The 24,958-nt window shown below is 32.2% G+C and carries 21 protein-coding genes; 6 read left to right on the top strand and 15 right to left on the bottom strand.

Annotation, left to right across the window (positions count from 1 at the left end; translation table 11 throughout):
* Nucleotides 1–95 precede the first annotated feature (95 nt).
* Nucleotides 96–1,958 (top strand): excinuclease ABC subunit UvrC, encoded by a 1,863-nt coding sequence (uvrC, locus tag ACN1AG_RS06125; RefSeq protein WP_417904711.1) that lies wholly within the window; start codon nucleotides 96–98, stop codon nucleotides 1,956–1,958.
* A 129-nt stretch (nucleotides 1,959–2,087) separates the two neighbouring features.
* Here the strand turns inward: uvrC and ACN1AG_RS06120 are convergent, their stop codons facing one another.
* From ACN1AG_RS06120 to ACN1AG_RS06075, 10 genes are all read right to left on the bottom strand, one after another.
* Nucleotides 2,088–3,497, bottom strand: a complete 1,410-nt coding sequence (locus ACN1AG_RS06120; RefSeq protein WP_417904710.1) for an FAD-binding oxidoreductase — start codon at nucleotides 3,495–3,497, stop codon at nucleotides 2,088–2,090.
* 77 nt (nucleotides 3,498–3,574) lie between these two features.
* Nucleotides 3,575–4,474 (bottom strand): hypothetical protein, encoded by a 900-nt coding sequence (locus ACN1AG_RS06115; RefSeq protein ID WP_417904709.1) that lies wholly within the window; start codon nucleotides 4,472–4,474, stop codon nucleotides 3,575–3,577.
* 272 nt (nucleotides 4,475–4,746) lie between these two features.
* Nucleotides 4,747–5,127 carry a cytochrome c maturation protein CcmE gene (gene ccmE / locus ACN1AG_RS06110; protein ID WP_341753758.1) on the bottom strand — a complete coding sequence of 127 codons (381 nt, stop codon included), beginning with the start codon at nucleotides 5,125–5,127 and terminating at the stop codon, nucleotides 4,747–4,749.
* The gene (locus tag ACN1AG_RS06105; protein ID WP_341758824.1) at nucleotides 5,105–5,233 is read right to left on the bottom strand and encodes a hypothetical protein; all 129 of its coding nucleotides are present in this window, start codon (nucleotides 5,231–5,233) and stop codon (nucleotides 5,105–5,107) included. Before ACN1AG_RS06105 ends, ccmE begins: the two co-directional genes overlap by 23 nt.
* A gap of 1 nt (nucleotide 5,234) precedes the next feature.
* Nucleotides 5,235–5,888 (bottom strand): SCO family protein, encoded by a 654-nt coding sequence (locus ACN1AG_RS06100; protein ID WP_417904708.1) that lies wholly within the window; start codon nucleotides 5,886–5,888, stop codon nucleotides 5,235–5,237.
* Between the two features lie 268 nt (nucleotides 5,889–6,156).
* Nucleotides 6,157–7,137: a porphobilinogen synthase gene (hemB, locus tag ACN1AG_RS06095; protein WP_417904707.1), complete on the bottom strand. Its 981-nt coding sequence runs from the start codon at nucleotides 7,135–7,137 to the stop codon at nucleotides 6,157–6,159.
* A gap of 667 nt (nucleotides 7,138–7,804) precedes the next feature.
* Entirely contained in the window at nucleotides 7,805–8,695 is an 891-nt protein-coding gene (locus ACN1AG_RS06090; protein WP_417904706.1) for a HEPN domain-containing protein, read from the bottom strand.
* Between the two features lie 207 nt (nucleotides 8,696–8,902).
* A complete protein-coding gene (gene holA, locus ACN1AG_RS06085) occupies nucleotides 8,903–9,880 on the bottom strand; it encodes a DNA polymerase III subunit delta (protein WP_367364079.1) in 978 nt (325 codons plus the stop codon).
* A gap of 286 nt (nucleotides 9,881–10,166) precedes the next feature.
* Nucleotides 10,167–10,670, bottom strand: a complete 504-nt coding sequence (locus ACN1AG_RS06080) for a hypothetical protein (RefSeq protein ID WP_417904705.1) — start codon at nucleotides 10,668–10,670, stop codon at nucleotides 10,167–10,169.
* A gap of 16 nt (nucleotides 10,671–10,686) precedes the next feature.
* Nucleotides 10,687–12,813 carry an Rne/Rng family ribonuclease gene (locus tag ACN1AG_RS06075; protein ID WP_367364081.1) on the bottom strand — a complete coding sequence of 709 codons (2,127 nt, stop codon included), beginning with the start codon at nucleotides 12,811–12,813 and terminating at the stop codon, nucleotides 10,687–10,689.
* Between the two features lie 633 nt (nucleotides 12,814–13,446).
* Here ACN1AG_RS06075 and ACN1AG_RS06070 point away from each other — a divergent pair.
* Nucleotides 13,447–14,604 carry a hypothetical protein gene (locus tag ACN1AG_RS06070; RefSeq protein ID WP_367364082.1) on the top strand — a complete coding sequence of 386 codons (1,158 nt, stop codon included), beginning with the start codon at nucleotides 13,447–13,449 and terminating at the stop codon, nucleotides 14,602–14,604.
* On the opposite strand, the gene ACN1AG_RS06065 is transcribed toward ACN1AG_RS06070, so the two are convergent.
* Nucleotides 14,584–15,276: an RlmE family RNA methyltransferase gene (locus ACN1AG_RS06065; RefSeq protein ID WP_417904704.1), complete on the bottom strand. Its 693-nt coding sequence runs from the start codon at nucleotides 15,274–15,276 to the stop codon at nucleotides 14,584–14,586. The two genes, ACN1AG_RS06070 and ACN1AG_RS06065, sit on opposite strands and share 21 nt — an antisense overlap.
* A complete protein-coding gene (nusB, locus tag ACN1AG_RS06060; RefSeq protein ID WP_367364084.1) occupies nucleotides 15,266–15,763 on the bottom strand; it encodes a transcription antitermination factor NusB in 498 nt (165 codons plus the stop codon). Before nusB ends, ACN1AG_RS06065 begins: the two co-directional genes overlap by 11 nt.
* A 91-nt stretch (nucleotides 15,764–15,854) precedes the next feature.
* Here nusB and rseP point away from each other — a divergent pair, with 91 nt between their 5' ends.
* Nucleotides 15,855–16,922 (top strand): RIP metalloprotease RseP, encoded by a 1,068-nt coding sequence (rseP, locus tag ACN1AG_RS06055; protein WP_367364085.1) that lies wholly within the window; start codon nucleotides 15,855–15,857, stop codon nucleotides 16,920–16,922.
* A 98-nt stretch (nucleotides 16,923–17,020) separates the two neighbouring features.
* Entirely contained in the window at nucleotides 17,021–19,336 is a 2,316-nt protein-coding gene (bamA, locus tag ACN1AG_RS06050; protein WP_417904703.1) for an outer membrane protein assembly factor BamA, read from the top strand.
* A 367-nt stretch (nucleotides 19,337–19,703) separates the two neighbouring features.
* Here bamA and ACN1AG_RS06045 read toward each other — a convergent pair whose 3' ends face one another.
* Both ACN1AG_RS06045 and ACN1AG_RS06040 read right to left on the bottom strand, forming a co-directional pair.
* Nucleotides 19,704–20,471, bottom strand: coding sequence for an NAD kinase (locus tag ACN1AG_RS06045; protein ID WP_417905605.1), 768 nt, complete (start codon nucleotides 20,469–20,471; stop codon nucleotides 19,704–19,706).
* Complete coding sequence (locus tag ACN1AG_RS06040; protein WP_367364087.1) at nucleotides 20,462–21,130, bottom strand: phosphatase PAP2 family protein; 669 nt, start codon at nucleotides 21,128–21,130, stop codon at nucleotides 20,462–20,464. The genes ACN1AG_RS06045 and ACN1AG_RS06040 overlap by 10 nt, the downstream gene beginning before the upstream one ends.
* Before the next feature lie 63 nt (nucleotides 21,131–21,193).
* Here ACN1AG_RS06040 and ACN1AG_RS06035 point away from each other — a divergent pair, with 63 nt between their 5' ends.
* Both ACN1AG_RS06035 and ACN1AG_RS06030 read left to right on the top strand, forming a co-directional pair.
* Nucleotides 21,194–22,873 (top strand): ribonuclease J, encoded by a 1,680-nt coding sequence (locus ACN1AG_RS06035; protein WP_367364088.1) that lies wholly within the window; start codon nucleotides 21,194–21,196, stop codon nucleotides 22,871–22,873.
* Between the two features lie 38 nt (nucleotides 22,874–22,911).
* Nucleotides 22,912–24,234, top strand: coding sequence for a hypothetical protein (locus tag ACN1AG_RS06030; protein ID WP_417904702.1), 1,323 nt, complete (start codon nucleotides 22,912–22,914; stop codon nucleotides 24,232–24,234).
* Nucleotides 24,235–24,268: 34 nt separating this feature from the next.
* Here the strand turns inward: ACN1AG_RS06030 and tsaB are convergent, their stop codons facing one another.
* Entirely contained in the window at nucleotides 24,269–24,946 is a 678-nt protein-coding gene (gene tsaB, locus ACN1AG_RS06025) for a tRNA (adenosine(37)-N6)-threonylcarbamoyltransferase complex dimerization subunit type 1 TsaB (RefSeq protein ID WP_417904701.1), read from the bottom strand.
* Nucleotides 24,947–24,958: the final 12 nt, after the last annotated feature.

Raw genomic sequence — 24,958 nt, 5'->3', positions numbered from 1 at the left:
GGGTTTGTTAGACTTTTTTAGACCCCTGCCTACGCAGGGGTGACATCAGGGCTATTAAACCATCCTTACATCGATACTTGAGGTTAAATTAAATTATGTTACAAAAATCTAAACTTATAGGTAGTAAATTAATAAAATCTCATCTTGAGAATGCTCCTAATCTTCCTGGGGTTTATAAAATGCTGGGTGCTGATCAGCAAGTTATCTATGTGGGGAAAGCTAAGAATCTAAAAAAACGCCTTACTAACTATATTAAAACTGATCTTGACAATAAAACAATACGCATGGTATCTCTAACACATCATTTAGAGTATAATGTTACTAACTCCGAAATTGAAGCTTTATTACTTGAAGCACAATTAATCAAAAAGTTTCAGCCAAAATTTAACATATTACTTAAAGATGATAAATCTTTTCCCTATGTCAAATTACGTTTGGATACTGATTACCCACAATTAATTAAATATAGAGGAAAAAATTTATCTAGTGGTGAATTCTTTGGTCCGTTTGTTTCTTCAGAGCAAGTAGATACTACCCTAAAAGAATTACAAAAAATTTTTAAACTACGTTCTTGTAGTGATAATTATTTTAAGAACCGCAAGCGTCCTTGTTTACAATACCAAATTGGTAGATGCTCTGCCCCATGCGTTGGCAAAATTGGTAAAGAAGATTATAGTGAGCTGGTTAGCCAAGTAAGAGACTTCTTAACTGGCAAAACTAAGGAACTACAAAAAACTCTGTCTGACAAAATGGAACAATTAAGTCTACAATTACGTTTTGAAGCTGCTGCTGAAATACGAGACCGAATAAAGGCACTGAGTTATATCCAACTAAAATCAACCTTATCTAGTAATTCTATAAAAAATGCTGACGTTATAGCCATTGTTGAAAAGAATAATTGTTATTGTATTCAACTGTTTGTATACAGGTTTGGTCAATCTTATGGAAATATAGCATACTTTCCGTTTCAAACGGATGAAAGCAGCAAAGCTGAAATTCTAACACAATTTATCAATCAGTTTTATCAAACTAATCCAGTTCCAGATGAGATAATTATAAATCATCCAATCATTGATCTAGAATTAGTAACTAAAGCTATTAAACAACTTAGTGGTAATAATAAATTGTCTATAATACACCCTATCCGCGGTAATAAAGTAAAATTATTAGAAAATGCTGAATTGAATGGCCAGCTAGCACTTGATCAGCATTTAAAACAATTTGCTAAAAATCAAATGATCTTCCAACAAATACAACAATTATTCAACCTACCACTACTACCAGATAGAATCGAAGTTTATGATAATAGTCACATTATGGGAACATTTGCCGTAGGTAGTATGATCGTTGCGACTAAATCCGGATTCGATAAAAAAGAATATAGGATTTTTAATATAGCTGTTGCCAAGGGAGATGCCAATGGGGGTGATGCCAAAGGAGGTGATGATTATGAAATGCTAAGAACAGTCCTAACAAGAAGATTTACAAGATTAAAAAAAGAACATCTAAAGAGTATAGTTAGTTTAATGATTATTGATGGAGGTAAAGGACATCTATCAGTAGTACAAAAAATAATGGCAGAATTTGACCTTGCAATTCCATTTGTTTGTATGTCAAAAGGACCTGACAGAAATGCTGGATGCGAACAATTTCATATGCCTGGTAAAGAGTCTTTTACAATCGATAAAAACCTGCCAGTTATGAAATATTTACAGATTCTGCGTGATGAAGCACATAATTTTGCTATAAAAAATCATAGGCTACGCCGTTCCAAAGCCATTAAAGTTTCTAGTCTAGATGACATAAATTCAGTTGGTCTTATCCGAAAAAAAGCCTTGTTACATTATTTTGGCTCATATAAAGCAATATGCGATGCTACTATTGAGGAATTATCTAAAGTAAAAGGTATCAGCCAAACTCTTGCAAAGCATATTTTTACATCATTACATAATAAATAACCTAAATGTAAAATAACCTAATACTACAGTTGTAGTTACTCACAACATTGTCACCCCTGCGAAAGTAGGGGTGACATCGTTTTTACTACTGATAATCTAGTGATACTACAACTATAGTACTAAATTTGATTATAATTCTTCTAAGTAGTTTTTATAAAATTCATTAACAAAAATCATCTTTGAATCATATTTATTCTTTATTGTTTTAAATTGATGAAATTTTGGGTAAGCTTGCATAAACTGCGACCTTATTTGATAAGGCCTATAAGGAAGATAATAACTGCCGTTTAACTGTAAAGCTTTATTAGTTATCTTAATTGCCACTCTGCCTATATCTTGATCAAATTTCTCAGTTTTAGGACCGCGTAATAACATCACAAAGCATAACATCTCTTCTTTTGCATAATTTAGCAAGGTTTCAGAATCTCCCTCAATATGTCTCAAGGTAAGATTCATAAGATAAGGGCTAATATCCTTTTGAAGAGTCTGCAAGAAACTGACAAATTCATTAAAACGGTTTATAGGAATAAAATATTCTTGTAACAGATCTATTTTTTGGGGATCTTTAGTAGTATAGACTTTTGTAGACTGGTATAATAATTGATTTCGTGATGCTGTTTTAAAAACTTTGTTAGCCGCTTTACTTGTCTCAATATACCAACGAATCTTCTTAAAAAATTGGTTATTATAAGTGGAGGCAAATAATAAGCTAACAAATTCATCGTTTCCGTTTAAAACGGAAAGAGAGGAATTAGCAATTGGTAAATCATAATCTTCATATATCTTTACAATAAGCCTCTTTAAAAAGTATCTTTTGCTAATAGAAAACCTACCAAAGAACATATGGGCTTTTGAATTATCTTTAACCTCTCTCTGAAAGTAGCTAGGAAATTCACCTATATTAAAAATCTCTTGTTTCAGCCGATATAATCTATTTGGAACTATTTTAAGATCAACATCTATGATAACTCCAAACATTCCATAACCACCTATTGCAGCTTTAAACAAATCATAATTCTCGCTTCGATTACAGTAAATTACCTTTCCTTCAGAAGTTAAAATATGAAAACCATGAATGGTAGAAACCATTGGCGGTTTATTAGCTTGCCAACCATGAACATTAGTTGAGACTGTACCCCCTATGCTAAAATCATAATCTGATTGCATAACAGCAATAGATAAACCTAGAGGATTTAGGAATTCAATCACTTGTTTCCATGTTGCTCCAGCTTGTATCCTCACTAAGCTAGTCCCTAAAAGTTCTATATTATTAAGATTAGATAAGTCTAGAACTATACCCCCTCGGCTATAGCTGTGTCCTCCTTGGCTATGCTGTGTTCCTTTCACAGTAATATGAGTCTTTTTATCCTGTGCTTTGTTAATTATTTTTTTTATATACTCAATACTATCCTCTCTAGGAATAACTTCGTACCTAGAGATTTCAGTATCATGTAAGCTACCTGTATCATGAGTAACAGGTAAAGCTTGTACTTTAACTACAAAAAAACATGTTAAAATTAAGATGATTCGAATAATCATTATTGTCTCATGGCATATTTTTAGCAGGGTAATTTATATCTATAACAACTATTAATTATGACTCTTACATTACCCTGTTAACTACGGGTAAATCCACCTTTAATATTTGGTTTTAGATGTTGAGGAGAAGTTACATTATCTGCTTTACCTGTTATTGCTTTTATTTTTGTCTCTTGATGTGAATCATTGGAAGGAACTTTATTAATATTGTTGGTGCTATAACTAGCTAAAGTCGATTTAATATTTTTTAAATATTCACCTAACTCCTTACTATCAACAAATAGTGTATTAATATTTTTCTGGAATTCTTTTTTCTTTTCAATAGCCTCCGGTTTATTGGTAAGAATAGCAGAAACAAGTGAAACAGCAGAAGAAATTATTTTTTGAAATTTTTTAAACACTGGTGTTTTTATCTCTGCTTCCTTTTTTTCACACCACTCAGTTAATTTTATTAATTCTTTTTCAACACCCTTTTTATCAAACTTGTAGTATTGGTCAGATATTAATTTAGTGTGCTCTTGCAATTCTTGTATATTTTGTACAGCAATTTGGGCAGATAATCCTGGAGAATGACTTATATTATACAGTACATTAACTATCTCCTCAATCTCAAGTAATTCTTTAGATATAGTAATATTAACACCATTTTCTTTCAGAGCTTTGTATGTTGAAGCTTTTATAACATTAGACCTTTCCTCTGTTGCGTCAGTACAAATTTGCTCAAAGCCTGCAGCTATATCCGTAGCTACAGGCTTAAGTTGAGGATAGTTTGATAGCATACTACTTAAACCTCTTTCATATTTTTGTATAACTAACTCATCTTTATTTGTAATAGGGTCACTTTTTTTACCTATGATATCAACTGCATGAATCATTTCCTTTAATGTTCCATCACTAACTTCATTAAGTATTATACCTTTCTCATTAAAAATTTTTGTAATTACACTATAAGCAATTTCTTTTTCATTTGTTCCCATTTTATACCTCCTGTTATTTAGGGTAATTTAAAATTCACACTCTAGAGTTGAAATAAGTAATTATTAAGAACATCAAACGTCATTGCGAGAAGGCACGAAGTGCCGCCGAAGCAATCTAGGAAACAAAAAAAATTAAATTACCGTATTTTTGCTGGATTGCTTTGGCGGTTGCAGCAAGTAACCTCCTCGCAATGACGTTTGTAAGCACATATCCACCTAAAATTATTTCGGTTTTTCAACTTTAAAGCGTGACTTGTAAATTACCCTAATGCCTAAGGAGAATAATTCTCATCATGCTTAGTTAATAACTCACGAGCTATGAATATATTACCTGATAACTTACCTACAGCTACTATCCCTTGATTCTCACGAAATAAGGCGGGTAAAACCCCTTGGTAAGATATTTCTAGGTCTTTAATGTTATCTGTAATGACAAAATGCACTTTATCAGCAGTCACTTTTCTGATTGAACCTACTTTAACTAAGCCCCCTACCCTCAATTCTTTGCCAAGTTTTGACTCGTTAATTTTTGACGGAGGGTAAAAAAATACTATACTATCTTCAAGATTGTATAATATCATATATATTCCCCCAGCACTGCATAAAAGGTAAAATAATATAAACTTTAACCTATTTTTTACCTTTTTTTGCATTACTTGATCTAACTTTAATTTTATTATAATCTAGCCAACTTGTTATTAACAATAAGGCAAGAGCAGCAAGAGCAAACAGGTATGAGGCTAGTAGATAATTAAACATCTTAATATCTTTTTTGATTTTGCTGCTTCACTCTAACAAAATCTATAATCTCTTGAGCAGGAGTATTTAAGTAAAAATGCTTTATATATTTCCCTTGTTGATCCATTAAATAACTAAAAGAAGAATGATCAATCATATAATTTTCACCATCATTTGCTCTAGCATAATACACTTTAAACTTATCAGCAACCTCTTTAATTTGTTGTTCATTACCCGTTAAACCAATAAATTTAGGATTAAAATGCTTTAAATATTCTTTAAGCGCTGTAGGAGTATCACGCTGAGGATCTACAGTAATAAAAACAAATTCAACATCAATTTTATATTTATCAAGAGTATTAATAACCTCTGTTAATTTTTGCAAAGAAGTAGGACAAATATCAGGGCAATAAGTAAAACCAAAATAAATTAAACTTAATTTTCCTTTCAAACTATCACTATTGAAAGTCTTACCATCTTGATCAGTTAGCTCAAAATTTCCACCAATTTGCACGTCAATATTATCCCCTCCCCCTTTTCCAGCAAGGGGTTTCTGCGGTACATCAAAAGATAACCAAAGATACAATGACGTAATAGTTATCAATAAACCTACTGCTAAAATAATTTTTATAATAATATTAGCCTGACATTTCTTAGTCTGACATCTCTCTTGCATTAGATCCTTCATTTATAGGGTTATTATAAGCTCAATTTGGTATAAAATATTTAACTCACCTTACGCATAACCCCCATGGCAATTTAAAAATTGCAGAAAAGTACAAGACGTCATTGCGAGCGAACGTATGTGAGCGTGGCAATCCATGAAACTTGTCATATGGATTGCTTCGCTTACGCTCGCAATGACGTATAGGGAAGCTGTATTTACTAACTTTCGACAGTTGTGCTACGGTCTCCTCGCAATGACGTTTTATAGACGTATGATGTTATGCATTCAATATTTGTGCTACTTCTAATGCAGCGTAAGTAACAATGCTACTAGCACCAGCACGCTTAAAACATAATAATGATTCTATTATGCTTGCTTGCCAATTTAAGGCATTGGCATCTGCCGCAAATCGTAACATAGAATATTCACCACTTACCTGATAGGCAAATATAGTAGTATTAAAGTTATTGACCGCTTGTGCTATGACGTCCAAAAACATCATACCAGGTTTAATCATAATCATATCTGCACCTTCGGCAAGATCATGTTCTATCTCTAACATAGCTTCCCTGCTATTACGTACATCCATCTGATAGGTCGCTTTATTTAGATAAGTTGTCTTATTATTGTTCAATGCATCTCTGAATGGGGCATAAAAACTTGAAGCATATTTTGCCGCATAAGATAGTATATTAACGTTAATAAACCCTTGTGAATCTAGTATTTGACGTATGCCCATAATCCTACCATCCATCATATCAGATGGGGCTACAATATCTACCCCAGCTTTTGCTAAAACTAGAGCTTGGTTGCACAAAGCTTTAACAGTTCTATCATTATCTACATCCCCATTATGTAGAATACCATCATGTGCATGGGTAGTGTAAGGATCTAGGGCAACATCGCATATTATACCAATATCGATGTTGGCATTTTTTATACTTCGTATAGTTCTACACATTAAATTGTCTAGATTATATGCCTCATCAGCATTATCGCTTTTTAATTTTGCATCTATACAAGGGAAGAGTATTATAGCATTTATGCCATTTTCATAAGCTTGCCTAGCCGTCAACACTACTTGATCAATAGATAATCTATATACGCCAGGCATAGTTTTGATCTCTTGACGCTGGTTCTCGCCCTCAACCACAAATAATGCTAGCACCAAATCATCCACGCCAAGCCTATTCTCCGCTACTAATTCTCTTAGCCACCACGTTTTTCTATTTCTTCTTAATCGTACTGTTGGATACATCACTTTTCCACGTTTTTTTGTTTAATATCACTAGTCTATTATTTTTCATTCAAAGCCGCAAGTAGGTTTTTAACAGGGCAATTTAAAAGTCGGGTTGTAAGGCTAATAGATAAGGGGAAAAGTGCTTAATATGTACTCGATGTCATTCCCGCGTAGGCGGGAATCTAAAAAAAATAGCCTAAAAGACTATTAAGTAATATAGATACCTGCTTTCGCAGGGATGACATCTGTAGTAGTTAAACTTGCATCTATAACAACTAATGACTGTGACTTTTAAATTACCCTATCTAGTGTTTACCTCATAGCTTCTAATTACTACTTATATCACAATTAATGCACCCACTAAGCGATATTTAACATTTAATCGATAAAAATTATCATTCTCTTCACTTAATACTGATAATTCAGTTATTTTTAGTCTTTAAAGACTCTCTTGCCATAGTGTCCTACATTTTTTGTGTAATCGCACCTACAGACACCACAATCGTCATTGCGAGGAGCTGCGATAGCAGCGACGTGGCAATCTTCATGCAGTATTACGCCTCACTTTACTAGATCGCCACGGCACCTAAAGGTGCCTCGCGATGACGATTATACAAAAAATGTAGGGTATTATGCTCTCCTGCTCTTAACTGCTTTGTTTTTATTATAGTAAGATTAAGCCAAATCACGTTACTTCTTTTCCACTAATCCTTTCCAAGCAAATTTTTTCCGTCACTGTTTTTAACTTCTTTACTCGATCAATAAGGTAAAGTAGTTGTTCTTTAGTTATCTTATAATCTTTGTTATAGCGAGCTTCAATGTAAGCCTGTTCAAGTAATTTAAAACATTGCCTTTGCTCAACGCTAGAATGAGGAAATATCTGCCATAATTCTTCATTGTAATTTCCGGCTATACTACCTAATTTTCTTATATCGTGTAACTTTGGCTTATAACCAGAGAAAACTAACAGGATAGCATTATAAAAACTTTCGGTAGATTGGTGTAACTCAAAAGCAGACAAAGCAAAATCTTTTCTTGTTAGTTGATATTTACAAGCAAGAAAAAAACCTGTGCCTCTTGCAAACCAGTATTCATAATCTTCTTTAGCTATCTCTCTTCTTTCTCCCCAGGGTAAGTTTTTAGCTTCCGCCAGCTGAAACTCACCACTATCATATAAAAGAATTCCTTCTTTTTTTATATCAGAAAAGAAATAATGCCCCTTCTCTAACTGACTATTTACCGTCTTGATTGATTCTAGCACCAAAGTTACCCATAACTCAAAAGGACTTCTTAATGATTTTTTTTCCAACCTTTTTTCTATTTTATCTTCTATGGATAAGGCGGCAAGACCGGCATGTTTGCCTTTCTTCATCACCAACATAAGATCGAGATCACTTTGATAACTATAAGTAATGTGTCCTTTTTTATATTCATCTTGTACCCAATCTCCCCTAGCATAAGAACCAAATAAAATAATCATCGCTATCTTATCTTTTCCAACTACTAAGATTTCTTTTACAATCTCATCAAGCTTTTCTTGAATTATCATAGAACGGCTAGGTAAGGTAGTTTTCATATACATTTATCGTCATATTTTGAGAATATATTAACCTCAGTTCGATATAAGAATTATTAATTCTTATATCGAACTGGCTTTGTTATAAGGAAAAATGCACTCTTGAAGCGGCTGACGCAAATGCATTTTAACTTTTTTCATCATTCAATATGTGATTTTAATTATTAAAATCACATATTGAATGGAGTGTTATATAATTTTACCGAATTAGTATGTTTTAGCATAAACTTGTTGATATATATCAAAGCCGGCTGGATTTAGCTTATAATCAATTTCTGCTTGCTCCAAATGTTTCAATGTTTTAATGCAATCTTCTAAGTTAACCTTATTTAGAGCTTGCTTAAAACTTGGCACATATTTATAGAAAATTGGTGGAGATAGTGATTTTATAGCCATATCTATATTAACACCCATTGCTAATTTATTCAATACGGTGTATAGATTTAGATAATACCTGATTAATGCTCTGATAATTAGCACTTCATTAATATTTTGTTGTTTTAGTTTGGTGAATTCTTGTAAAAAATTATCAAGATTTCCTGAGGAAAAATAAACACATAAATTATCCCCATTCCCTGTAAAATCATCACTAACTACAGCTAGTGCGTCATCCAAGGTGATTTGATCTTTATCAAATGTAAAATATATTAACTTATTGATTTCATTAACTAGTGTTTGATGGTCACCTTTTAAACGAGCTGTTAAATAGTTAACAGTATCTTCACTTATAACCTTACCAACACTGTTACATTTTTGTAAAATTATCTTAGTAATTTTGTGTTCATCATCGTGATAGCAAGCTAGAGAAGCCAAATAAGTTTCAGTTTCAAAAAACTTACGTATACTAGAAGTAGCTGATAATTCATCAGCAATAAAAACTAAGAAATGCAATGAGTCTTTACCAAGAGCCAGTTTTAAAGATTTATCTATAGACTCGCCAACTGACCTTACTATAATCAATTGTTTTTGCATAAAGAAATTTTGGGTATTAACTAACGTCTCGAGCGATCGATTTTTAATTTCAGAATATTCTATAGAGGTTTTTAGTAAGTCAAATTTCTTCACTAAACTCTTACAAACTTTATCAATATACCCTTTATCTGGACCATAAAGCAACAGAGCCTTAATTTGTCCATTTTCTACCTTATCAAGTAGCTGAATGATTTGTGATAGATAAAGCTTCATCTTTAATTCTATTTTGTTAAAACGAACTGATTCTTTTTGGTAATTTTGTCGTCAAAATTTGCTTCCGTTCCTCACAGACATATAAGTATGCTGCGGTATACTCGATGAAAATCAATAATTGCGTTGTCGTTGTCCAAGACCTGCGGTGCTCACGTACTAATGTACGCTGTGCTCCTCGGCTTGGACACTCCTAGCACTTGTTGATTTTGATTCTATCGTCTACCAACTCTTCATTTACGAGCAGTATACTCAGCTACATTTTTCCTAAAAATTCCTCAAAAATTATTCAGTTCGTAGGCACTCTCTTAAAATATAAAATTAATCTCGCTAGGATCTCATCTGCCCCTTGTTTTGTAAGATCTTTCAATGCTACCTCTTCATCTATATAGCTATGATATGGTAAAGAAGCTGTACTATAAGAGGTTATATGACTAAATGTTCCTGTTGTCACTTCTTGATTAGTAACAATATCAACTAACCTATATTGAACAGTTTGACTGATTGTTTCTCTTAATACATCAGAATTCTTTTGAAGAATAAGTGGTAAAGTTTTGTTGGTAAATTTTACCTTTAATAAATATTTTGTTGTAGCTGTTGTAGAATTTGGTAAAATACTAGATAAATAGTAACAAAATTCTGCACCTTCAATAGATGCTATTGGCTCAATTTCAATGCTACTTAATTGGCTTAATTCCTGCGTGCTATATTTATTACTATATACAGGTTTTAAACTACAAGAGGTACATAAAAATAAGTAAGCAAGAGATAATAATAAATTTGAACGTACCATATTATATTTACCATTTTCAACTATTAGTTACCTCCTGAGATTGTCCACTATCATTGTCATCTACCTTACGTTTATTATAGTTACGTACTCTAGAGGGGCGAGAATAATTTGATTTTTTCTCAATATATTTACGGCTTGACTTATTGGTGTCAAGGTCATTATCTCCGTTATCCGATTCATTTACCACTACTGGTTTATTAGTTTCTTGAATAGAATCAATTACCTCTTTATCAATTTTTTCTATACCTTTATTTGATTCACTACTAGTTTCTAATTTATCAGGTATTTTCCATTTTTGCTTCTTCTTGTTAGGAGCAGGAGTCTCTTTAGTACTCTTTTCTTCTTGATAATTAGAGGACTGATTCTGAATTAATGGCTTATTACCAGCTTCTATATGGCTAGATTTCTTCGGCAATTTTATTTTTTCAATTGAATAATTATCAGAAGTGGCAGAAGGATCAACGTGGAATTTTAACTTTAAATTATATTTTTCTTCAATTAGAGATATTTCTGAACGTTTATTATTCAGTAAATAGATAACTGAATGAATATTAGCAAAAATATTTACTAAATCAATATTTTCATTAAAAATTTCATTTTCTACCGTGCGTAGAATCAACATAGCATTTGACTCATCTGCCCTAACAAGACCCTTACCGTTACAATATGAACAAATCGATGAATTTGATTCCAAAAATGATGGTCTTAATCTTTGACGAGACATCTCAAGCAAACCAAATTGGCTAATATGAGCAGTTTGAATTCTTGCACGATCTCTACTTAGAAATTCCTTAAAAGACCTCTCGACAATCCTACGATTTCTAGCCTCATACATATCGATAAAATCAATAACCACTAAGCCTGATAAATCTCTTAATTTAATTTGCCTAGCAATTTCTCTAGCAGCTTCTAAGTTGGTCTTTAATGCCGTTTCTTCAATATTTTTTTCAGAAGTTGCTTTTCCTGAATTAACATCAATTGAAATAAGTGCTTCTGTTGGATTTATCACTATATAACCACCAGAAGGTAAAGCAAAAACTGGTTGGTATAGTTTTGCTAGTTGTTCCTCAACAGCAAATTTTGTAAAAATTGGCACCTTATTTTTGTATTCTTTGAGCTTAGCTAAATCAATAGGTAATATATCCTTCATGAATTTCACAGCATTTTGATAAGCCCCACTACCTTGTATTATCAACTCTTTAACAGTATGATCACACATATCTCTTATGACTTTTTGAATTAGGCCATCTTCTTCATGTATAAAACAGGGAGCTACAGATTTAAGAGTACTCTCCCTAATTTTATTCCATAATCTTGCTAAATAATCATAATCTCTTTTTATGTCTAAAGTAGTACAGCCAGCACCAGCTGTACGAATTATGATACTTGACCCACTACTGTTATTATTTGCAGTTATGTTACTGACTATATTCTTAAGCCTTTTTCGCTCATCAGCATTGGATATCTTACGCGATACACCATTCTGCAATGGAGTATTAGCCATCAGAACGCAATACTTTCCCGCAAGAGATATAAAGGTTGTAAATGATGCACCTTTATTAGCTCTTTCCTCCTTTGTAACTTGAACAAGCATAACTTGTCCTTTTTTTATTACTTCTTGAATTTTGTATTGCTTTTGTTTATTGTCTTCTTCTCTATCACTTTTGTCTACACTTATTGTTTCAATGTCATTATCTAGGACATCTAAATTAAATTCCACCTGAATTTTTTCGTCCACTAATCTTTCTATGGCATTTAAATCAATTTCTTCACTATCTATTATCGGATTATAATCCCTCTTTGTTTCAGATTCTACAAAATCATCTTGGGTAATATCTAAAAGAGAAATTTCTTGTAATTTATTTATAGAAGTCAAAGATTTAAGATCAGATACTGGTATATTATAATAATATGGATGAATTTCATTGAAAGGTAAAAATCCGCTTTTGTCCGGACCATAATCTATAAAGGCAGCCTGCAACGCTGGCTCAACTCTTATAACTTTTGCAAGATATATATTACCTTTGATTTGTTGTTTTATGGCTGTTTCATATTCAATATCCTCGATATTGTTACTATGATTCAGTAAAACCACCCTTGTTTCATTAGGGAAGTTAGCATCAACTATAATTTTTTTACTCATTAATTTTTTACTCGTAAATTTCTAGGTATATCTCTAAGCTCCGTAAATTAGCAATATTAGAGAATATTATAACAAATTTAAAACTTAATATTAAGTTTTTATGAGAAAACATTTAACAAGTACATTAACCTAACAAATAACTAAAAAACTCTACTTAACCTAAATTCGATATAACATAATACTAGTATGGTACTTACAGGATCAAAAGCGATGTCATTCCTAGCTAAAAGCGGGAATCCAAAAAATAACCTGCAAAGGTTATTATATATTATAGATTCCGCTACCTGTGCGGGAATGACATACTAGTGATCCATAGACGTATCGGTGTCAACTTAACCAATCTAGGTAGCATCCCAATCAGGGTTGATGGCATTCCTAGCTAAAAGCGAAAATCCATGATACCTAACAGTCATTCAGGCTGTTTTTTGGATTCTGCAGCGAAGCGGGGATGACATCGAGAACTAATTATACCTACTTAGTTATATAATATTTTATTAATGGTCAAAATAATAAATTAATTAGACAAATCATAATGAGTGATATAATGTACTTTTGGTTATATAAAAACCTCTTAAACGCCTCTCAACTAACAAATTTATATACGATGTAATCTAGTTTAGCAAACAATTATTTATGACCCAAAATAATCATTTAAAAACAGTTTTGCTATTGTTTCTTAGCGTATTTCTTTTTGCATGTATCACTTACATCAATGCACTTATAATGCCAAGTTTTCTGCTAAGTAAAGGCTTATCAGGGGAGCAACTAGACCATATCGAATCAATCGAAATGTTAGGTTATATAATAGCCGGTTTATTCTTAACCCCATTAATTAACAAAATCAGCGATAACAAAACTACTATTGTTAGCTTAATCTTACTTATAATAGGCATGTTAAACCTAATTATGATTAAGGATTACACCATTCTTAAAATCAATTTTATTGTAATGGCATCTGCCTACTACACTTACATAACCACAACTATCATCAAAATAGTAGAGTTAACCAATAACTATAAATATTATAAATATTTTGCTCTTATTATCTTTTCTTTGTTATGGATAGCTGGACAGTTTACCGTTGATTTACTAACTGTATTTCTAGAATCAGCTATAAATGGGTTATTATTATGCACATTACTTTATAGCTTCATTATTATAACTTGCTTACAAAGAGAGAATATTAATAAAAATACAACTTTAGTTTCTAGATTTTCATTCTTAATTGAGAATATAGAATTACAGGTCCTAACAGGCTTTATGGTATCTTATATTACTTTCGATATATTGTGGTATTATGAAGAATTTGCCTTAGAGAAAAACTTTCCTGTATCAAAGATAGACACTATTAGTCATTATACTCTTATAAGTATATTTTTCTTGATATCACCTGTTATTTTATCATTAAAAATAATCAATAAATATCTTGCGAACTTAATATTGATAATTATCCTCCTAGCCAGTTTTATTCTTTTACCATATTATGGGGTCACTTTAATAGGTAACATCTATCTCCTTTCTATAATTGGTGTATGTTTATGTGCTATTTTTATTTGTAATATATTAATATTATCCGGTAAATTTGAAGCACAAGATTTGAGAACCGCACTGGCAATATATTTCACTATGTGTGCTATTGGTATTTATTCTGGAGCTTTATCTTCTTATATATCCCATGGACTCTATGATGGGCAGGGTTTTCTATTTTCTACATACAGTGTTGTTGGAACTTTTGTACTTTATTATTCTTGGTATTTTTTTAAACGAAAGTTATACAGATTTCCTACTTAAAGCGATTAAATAAATCTCTACTGACTCTTTACGACTAGAAGATGGTTTAAAATGCTTGACCTTATGAAAATTAAGTTTAACTCTGTTTAGCACATTATTCTCCGTACCACCTCGAAAAATTTTAGCAATAAAATGCCCCCCCGGCCTTAAAATTTTTAAGGCAAAGTCAATCGCATGCTCACATAAGTCAAGAGTCCGAATATGGTCAGTTGTTGCATGACCCGTCGTGTTAGCAGCCATATCACTCATTACTACATCAGCACTACCATCAAGCATCTTTATAATAATCTCTTTGGTATCTTCAGCATAAAAGTCTTTTTGTAAGCAATGTACACCAATAATTGGCTCGATATCAAGCAAATCAACTGCAATTATCGTGCTATTATTACCAGCCGATTCATCAGATTTAATAATTTTGCTAGCTACTTGACTCCATCCACCTGGTGCAGCACCTAAATCGACTAATTTCATCCCTGGTTTTAACAGATTAAATTTTTCATGGATTTCCAGCAACTTATAAGCTGACCTAGATCTATAACCATCAAGCTTTGCTTTAGAAACATATGGATCATTTAATTGACGCGAGAGCCACTGTTTTGACGAATTTTTACGCTTTTTTGTAGTTTTAACGGCAACAAATTTACCTCTAAACCCTAATATATTAGATGTCATGACACATGATCTCGCTAGATTTTTTAGCAATTCTATCCAATACAGAATTAACAAAACCAACTTCGTTCTCATTCAACATATCACTTGTAATGTCGGTGAATTCATTAATTACCACTTTACTTGGAACATTTGGAAGAAATTGTAATTCACAAATTGCCACACGCAAGAGAGCAAGAAGCAGAATAGGTAAGCTGGTAATTTGCCATTCCGATGTCAAATGCCTTGATATCATCTTATCAATTTGAGGTAAATTTACAACTACAGACTTTACTAACAATTCAAAATAACTTATACTTAACTTCACTTTTATTGGTTTATTGAAATTGGTTGTTAAATCATTAGCTACTCGTTCATCTTGATAGAATTGAACAATTTGCTGCATAATCCGGTCTATGTTTTGATCAGGACTCTCCGGTTTATACTGATAAATTGCCTGTACCGCAGCAATACGTGCTATCGTTTTGGTACTAATCTTGGTTGAGGTCATAAAAACTTTGATCTATTGGTAACATATTTAATCTATTAGCTATAGCAAAAAAGCATAATTTAGTAAACCTATTTAAAAAATAATGAGTTGTATGTTATCAATATTCGGATTTATTCTAACAATCAGCTTATTAGTCTTTATTCATGAGTTTGGTCATTATTACATAGCTAAAATATTTGGAGTAAAGGTTGAGGAATTCTCGATAGGTTTTGGTAAGGAACTCTTCTCTAAAATAGACAAAGATGGCGTAAAATGGAAAATTTGCACCCTACCCTTCGGTGGTTACGTTAAAATTTATGGATTTGACTCTGCAACACTTAAAAATACCCAAGATAATAGACCTCTAGCTTTTCTTAGCAAGCCTCTATGGGTTCAATTCTTAATTATAGCTGCTGGACCTATAGCTAATTACTTGTTAGCCATCATCATATTCACAACTATTTATTGTTTTCATGGTCAAGTAGAGATACCTCCTATAATTGGTGAAGTGGTGGCTAATTCACCCGCTGAATTAGCTGGGCTTATAGAAAATGATAAAGTTATTATGATTGGCACTAATAAAATTAATAGTTTTGTCGATTTACAGAGAAATATATTCATGAGCGGGACTAAACCCATCAATCTTTTAGTTGAAAGGCATGATGAGATTATTGATATTGTTATAACTCCAAAGGAGATTAGTCAAAAACTGGATAATCAACCTGAGATAAAAAGACCTTATATAGGAGTTATTGCTAAGAATGAACCTATTTTTATAAAAATGAATATTTTTCAAAGTATCTATCAAGGATCGAAAGATGTTATTTATATTTCCAACTTAATTTTAAGAAACTTTGGACAAATGCTGATGGGTACAAGATCTTTAAATGAGATGGGAGGACCAATTGCTATTGCTAAGGAGTCAGGGAAATCTTTAGAACAAGGGGTAGCAAATTTTGCACTATTTGTAGCCATGATATCAATTAATCTAGGTTTACTTAATTTGTTACCGATTCCAGTTCTTGATGGTGGACATTTAATGTTCATAATATATCAAATAATTTTTGGAAAAACACTTAGTGGGGCAATAAAAAATGTTATACTAAGACTAGGTATGGGGATAATTATTTTTCTTATTGTAATTTCCCTGTCAAATGATATAAAAAACTTAGTATTTTAAATAATTAAGTTAACCGAGATTTATTTCTTGGTCTAGTAGAAATAGGTAATTTATTCCTGTTCAGTATGACTTATAAAACCAAACAAAAGAAGGTTCTTGTGAAAACAAACGTCAAATCAACTATTAAACTAGCTATTTTGGCAACAACTGTTTTATATAATACATCAGCTTTATCGGCTGAGTATATTAAAAAAATAACTATTCAAGGTAATAAAATAATCGAAAACTCGACTATTGAAAATTACTTAAAGCTTCAAGTAGGAGAAGAATATACTTCATACAAAGGAGATGAAGCAATCAAAAACCTTTACTCAACGTCTTTGTTTGAAAATATAAGTATTACACTAGTCAATGGTGGCAATTTGATAGTTACTGTATCAGAAACTCCGTTTATTACTAAAATAGTGTTTACAGGTAATTCTAAAATCAAAACATCTTCATTATCGAAAGAATTGCTTACTAGGTCTGGTGAATCAATGAGTTTAGCATCAATCCAACTAGATGTGGAAAAAATTAAAGAACTCTACAAACGTTCAGGTCGTTTCTCTACAACCGTAACGCCAAAAATTGAGAGGCTTGAAAATGACAGAGTAAAAGTTACTTTTGATATTGCAGAAGGACCTAAAACAACTGTTAAACAAATCTATTTCAGTGGAAATAATAATTACCGTAGTACAGAACTACAATCTGTTATCCTAACAAAACAGTCAAAATGGTTTAACTTTTTAGAAACAAATGATACCTACGATCCAGACCGCTTAGAGTATGATAAAGAATTGTTAAAGGAATTCTATCAGTCAGTAGGATTTGCCGATTTTCGTGTTATTTCTGTTACAGCAGAACTCAATCCAACCAAAGAATATTTTACCATCACTTACTCTATTGAAGAAGGGGCAAAATATAATTTTGGCAACATTACTATTGACAATAAATTACCTAATATTGATATAAATGAAATTAAAAAATATATTAATGTTAAGTCGGGTGATACATTTAATATTAATAGTTTGAATAAAATAGCAAATAAAATCTCTTCACATTTTGCAAGTAAAGGTTATCCAGGAATTAATGTTTACCCTGATATAAGTAGTAAAAACCCTGATCATACTGCCGATATTAAATTCGTTATAGATAAGGCAGAAAAAGTATTTATTAATCAAATTAATATTACGAATAATCTAAAAACTGAAGATAAAGTTATTAGACGAGAATTTAAAATCTCTGAAGGAGATATATTTAACCGTTCTTATATAGAAAAAGGTAATCAGAATTTACGCAATTTGGATTATTTTGAAAAAGTACTTATTAGCGTTACACCAACAACACGAAAAGACAAATATGATATTAATATTGATGTTGAAGAAAAATCAACATCTTCAATTAGTTTTGATGCTGGCTATAACACAGCGGGAGGGCCATTTGGACGTATATCATTTTTAGAACGCAATTTTATTGGTACTGGAAAAGTGTTAAATGCTGGAGTACAAGTAGGAAAAAAGAGTATTAGTTACTATGGTGGCATAACCGAACCTCATTTTCTTGATAAAGATTTATCGCTAGGTTTTAATGTTTTCAATAATTATAGCGGTCGTGGGACTTCATTTCTTTCACAAGTAGATCAAAATTATACGTTAAAATCTATAGGACTCAAAACTTCTCTTGGTTATGATATTGCGGAAGACTTAAGTCATGAAATTGACTATACTATTAAGAGAGATGTATTAAGCTCTCCAGGCAATTCAAGTTCTATATTCTTAACTGAACAGATGGGAAAATTTATCACATCCGCCATCGGACATACTATCACTTATGATCAGCTTGATAGTAGGATTATTCCTAAAAATGGTTATGTTATTAGCGGCACTCAGGAATTTGCTGGGGTTGGGGGTAATAATAAATATTTAAAACATGAACTAGACGGTAAATATTTTAAATCTTTTATCAATAATAAACTCACTTTAAAACTTTCAAGTAGTGTCGGTGATATTATGGGTGTAGGAGGTAAAACTGTAAGAATTTCTGATCGGTTTAATTTGGGTGATTATAGCCTTAGAGGATTTGCTGCTAGTGGAATAGGTCCTAGAGAAAAAACAACAAATGAAGGTCTTGGCGGAGAAAAATATTATACATTTTCAACAGAACTCAACTTTCCAACTGGTTTACCAGAAGATTTTAATTTGACTGGAGCTGTTTTTATGGATGCTGGTAGTCTTTGGGGTGTAGGATTAAATTCTAAAAGTATTTATAAATCTGATAGTTTTTATAATGATAAGTCACTTCGTGCTTCTGTTGGGGTGGGGTTTATATGGGTCACTCGCTTTGCCCCTATCAGAATGGATTGGGCTTGGCCAATTAAAAAGAGACCTTATGATGAAAAGCAAATTTTTCATCTAAAGTTTTCTACACATTTTTAATATTGTATGAGTTCGATGACATCCGAGGGTACAGGGATGACACCCTAGGCTATTAAACCGATATCTTACATCGAATTGAGGTTTTTTAGGGAAGCAAAGACGTGGTGTAATTAAAGAATATATAGAACTCAGGTGAAAGATAGGTATAGTTTGCCCCATAGTACCCTACATTTTTTATATAACCACTATTAAAATGTCTACTGATCGTCTATTAGCGAGGAGTCGCTGAAAGCGGCGACGCGGCAATCTAGGATATGCGAAGCGTACTAGAAAAAACAGCTTCGCTGTTTACCTAGATCGCCACGGCATCTAAAGAGCCTTGCTATGACGATTATAGAAAAATGTAGGGTACTATGAGTTTGCCCTATTACTCATTAAATTGCTCCTTAATAATTCGATTTTCAAGGCTATTTTTTTTATCAAATAGTAACTTTATCTTCTTGTTTTTTACCGATTTAATTAATACTGACTTAATATTATCAAACTCTTGAAAATCTGCAGCTGCATTTACTGGTCTTTTATTACTTTCTAAGATTTCAAACTTTATAGTAGTAGAAAATGGTAGTAACGCACCATGCCAGCGTCTTGGACGGAAAGGACAAATTGGTGTTAGGCATAATACGTTTGACTCAAGTGGCAAAATAGGACCTCCAGCAGATAAGTTGTACGCACTACTACCAGCTGGGGTTGCAACCATTGCCCCATCGGCTACTAATTCACTCATACGCTCAACTTGATCAATTTCGATCCTAAATTTAGCAGCTTGGTTGGTTTTACGAAATATTGATACTTCATTAATAGCTAGGGCAGTATAAATTTTATTGTCTATACTTTCTGCTTGCATTTTTAAAGGGTATAAATGAGAAATTATAGATTCTTGTAAATTATCCATTAACTTTTCAACAATAACTGGATTCATTAAAAACCCAATATTACCAGAATTAATTCCATAAAAAGAAACATCAAGATGCATATAACGGTGTATCGCATGTAGTAATTCTCCGTCCCCTCCAACTACAACAATTATTTCTGCTTCTTCTACCTTACAAAACTTATAAACTAGTTCAAGCTGTCTAACTAGTTCTAATGATTTTGTAGAACTATTATAAACAATCGCAATTTTATTTAAATTAATTTTAGTTTTTGCCAACATAAATACAATAAATGATTAATTGTTAATATAACAACACAAGAAGCCAGTACATCACTTAAAAAATGTCCTCCCATTAATATACGACTTAGCCCAACTAATGTACCAAAAATCAATGTGATACTGTAAATTCTTGAGAAAAATATCAAAGGAGCAACATAAGCAAGACTAGTTAAGCTATACCCCATAGCTGCATGACCTGATGAAAATGAGCAATTATGTAAACATTCATTAGAGATTGAGAAGGCTCTAGTAAAATTTTTTGTACCATTAAACTCTTTAATCTGCAGCGGACGAGCCCTACCAAAATTTTCTTTAAATATATAATTTACTAGTAGTCCAGGACCTATTGCTGTAGATAAAATTATATAAAAGCCCCCTGAAATAATAAGCCTATTAAAAGTTTTGTACTTAACAATTAAGTAAAGTAGGTATAATAATATTACTATAGTCAGTAGTTTACTTAATATTGGAATAACTTCAAATAATAATTGTACAATATTATTGTTACGATAGATAAATCCATTATTGCTGTCGTAGAATAATTTTGAAAAATCTATATCCAAATTAGGAAATAGTATAGTTAATAATAAAACTATACCAAAGGTGAATATACTAGTATAAACTAAATTAGTATTAATCATAGACTACAAGCCAAAAATAAGTTATAAAAGTATACTCAAACCCTACATAATATAGAAGTTAATATGCCATTCAACATTAAAAACCATAAAAATGATTTACTATTTTTACCACTTGGTGGTGCAAATGAAATAGGCATAAATGTCAATCTATATCATTATCAAGGAAAATGGTTGATGGTTGATTGCGGTAGTGGTTTTCCCGATGAATATTTACCAGGTGTTGATATGATAATTGCTGATATTAGCTTTATTAAAAAACACAAAAAAGATTTGTTGGCTTTAGTGCTAACTCACGCTCATGAAGACCATTTGGGAGCAATCCAATATTTGTGGAGTAGCCTAGAATGCCCAATATATGCCACTACCTTTACAGCCAATTTTCTAAAACTTAGATTAGCAGAATATGATTTTGCTAAAACTATAAAAATTCATGAAGTAAAACCTTCGGCAAAAATAAATCTTGATCCATTCCAGCTAGAAATGATACCATTAACCCATTCAGCTCCAGAAATGCAAGCAATTATGATACGTACAGAAGCTGGCAATATTCTCCATACAGGAGACTGGAAATTTGATGATGATCCAGTACTTGGTAAGAAAGCTGATGAAAATCTACTAAAATCTTATGGTGATGAAGGGGTTCTAGCTTTAGTCTGTGACTCAACTAATGTATTTAATGAAGGAACTTCTGGCTCAGAAGGAGAAGTACGTAAAAGTTTAGTAGATATTATAGCAGGTTGTCCTCAAATGGTCGTGGTAACAACTTTTGCCTCAAATTTGGCTCGTCTTGAGACTCTAATTCACGCAGGTCAGATGGCAAAAAGAAAAGTTGTCCTATCAGGAAGAAGTTTGCATAGAATTTTGCTTGCAGCACAGGAAAGTGGTTATATGAAAGATATTGCCCCTTTGATCGATGAACGAGATATAGCAAGATTTAAAAGGCAAGAACTTTTAGTTATTGCTACTGGATGTCAAGGTGAGCCTCTAGCAGCTACTGCAAAAATGGCAAATAATAGTCACCATAGTATAAAGTTAGCTCCTAAAGATACAATTATATTTTCTTCAAAAATTATTCCTGGCAATGAAAAGAAAATTTTCCGTATGTTTAATATTTTTGTAAGGTCAGGAGTTGAAGTGATAACTGAACGAGATCACTTTGTACATGTTTCTGGGCATCCATCAATTGACGAACTCAAACACATGTACTCCCTAATTAGACCTCAGATTTGTGTGCCAGTGCATGGTGAACCAGTACATATACATGAGCAAGCAAAATTAGCTCGTAAAAATGGTATAAAACACGCTATTGAGGTGGAAAATGGTAGCTTATTATTACTTGATCCTCATAACCCTCATATTTTATCCAAGGTAACAACAGGCTATTTAGCCGTTGACGGCAATTATCTTTTACCAGCAGAATCATCAATTTTTAGAACTCGTAGACGTATGCGTGATGCTGGTATAGTAGTGGCAAGTTTGGTAATAAATAAAAATGGTAGACTTAGTTGCAAACCTATTTTATCTATGCCGGGGCTTCTTGACTCTGACGATGATGCACAGCTAATTAATATGATTAAAGATGATATTACTGAAACGATAGAAATTCAGAGAAAATCAAAAGGTAGCATTCTCAATGAACAGATTGAGAATGCTGTAAGGTCGGCTATTCGTAAAACATTGAAACATGAGATAAATAAATCACCCATTATCATAGTCAATGTGGAAAAAACTATTGAAAACTAGTTTATTGTGACATAACATGAGTTAATTAAGGAAGTATTATGAAATCACATAGTTTTACATCTGATGATGCTATACAAAATACAGATAAAGTCTTACAATATATAGCAGAGTCCTTTGATCCTAAACATGACAAAGATTATCGAGAAAATCCTAGATCTAGTGAAAAACAGGTTAACAAGGATATAAACCGCGGTGTCTTTTATCTTGAAACCCAAGGTGGAGAGCTAGTAAACTTACTAGCTAAGTGTAAGTTAGGTAAAGATCCGGACTATAAGGTAACTTATCAAGATATGCATGATATGTTAACAAAAGATTATCATTTATCAAAAAAACAAACAGAATATATTTTAGCTGCAAATCACCAAGGTAGTATAGCTGGTGCTATGGCTGGATTCACTGAACTAAAAGTGAAAGCAGTTAATAATGATAGATATGATCTTGGGAGTGAATGGATAAGAGATGGTAGTATGTCCAAGATCACTATAGATAAAGATCATAACGTATCATATATCGGCGGACAAAATTTCATATTTGATTGTAGTATGGATGCTTTCTCCCCACATAGTGACCTTAGGAAGATGATGGGTACGAAATTTAATAGCCAAGATTATATGGCTGTAAATATTACCGCTTCGTTGGGAACAGTAGGATATCCTGACCCAAAAACGCAGGTAGTAATTGATGTGGCTGGTACTGGTAAGATTGCTGATCGATTTATTAGTGATATACAAGCAATCCAAACAAAGTGTGAGCCAAAAGACCCTCAAGCAATTATTGATAGTAATAAGGCTTTATCAAAAGAATTATTAACTCCTCCTTTTACTGATGAACAATATAAAACTTATTTGGAAGAAAGAGTTTCAGAAATCATATCCTCTGAGGAAAATAAGCCTAAAGTAATACCCACATTTAAAAAAGCAGAGGGTGCTACAGAGGCTTTAGCTGACATATTGATAGAGCAAGTTGATCAAGCAATCGTAGCTCAAAAAGATACAAAGACAGGGAAATTAAGTTCACAGTCCATTAATGACATTGCTAAAAAAGCTGCGGAACAGTTAAATAAGTTTATCGATAATCCAAATAAATATACAGTAAAGAAATTTACTAAGCAATTAGTAAATGATCAAGCTAAATTATCGAAGACGATAATGCCAAGGAAAAATTTTATTAAAAGAATTTGTGAATATTTAAAAGATAAATGGCATGGATATTCTGATGACAAGAGCAAACTACCATTGGCTGAACAATTGAAGAATGAAGCAAAATTTGTCGGACAAAAAGTAAAATCACATATGTCATCTAAAGCACCAACGTCACCACCCCCACATAATGAAAAGACGGAAGGTAAAGGAAGAAGTTAGGAAATTTTTTAATAGACTTCTTGTAGCAGTAGAATTATGTAAGAAGTCTAATCTTCGCATCAGCTGGTCTAATATATAGCGGCTCTATGGAGTTAGAAAAATTGTGCTTCCTTATTTTATCGACCATATATTTACATATATGCAGTGCCTTAACTCTAGTAAAACGAGGTAAAATTGTTAAATTTTTTATATCCCTAATCTTGTCGTATATCATCTCTACCCCGCTACCTGCACAGACATTAATAGTAGCATCTTCTGTATTTAATAACTCCACAGCTTGGTCATAATTTATCAGTGAAGGAATAGAAGCTTGTTCATTTTGGTCAAAAACTTGGCTATATAATTGTCCTCTATATGCATTGAGAAAAATAAAAATTTTATTATAATTTTTTACTTGCCTGCTAGCCATCCACCAGGAAAACTCAAAATTAGATATAGTAGTGCCTATTATATCTGTACTTAGCAAAATGCCTTTTGCCACTGATAACCCTATTCTAATGCCTGTAAAACTGCCAGGACCGTTTGTAACGACCAAATAGTCTAGGTCATGATAAGAAAGCTTTGCTATTTTCAGAGCTTCTTCAATCATTGGCACTATAGTTTCAGCCTGCATAGAAGACCTTAATTCCTCAATATAGGCTAGAATAATCTGATCTTCAGAAATTGCAACAGATGCACTATTATTTGCCGTATCAAATGCTAAAATTTTCATTTATAATATAAT

The organism is Candidatus Tisiphia endosymbiont of Micropterix aruncella (assembly GCF_965178575.1).
Taxonomy (GTDB): domain Bacteria; phylum Pseudomonadota; class Alphaproteobacteria; order Rickettsiales; family Rickettsiaceae; genus Tisiphia.
Note: the sequence above shows the minus strand (reverse complement) of the source record. Positions and strands in the feature narration are given on the sequence as shown.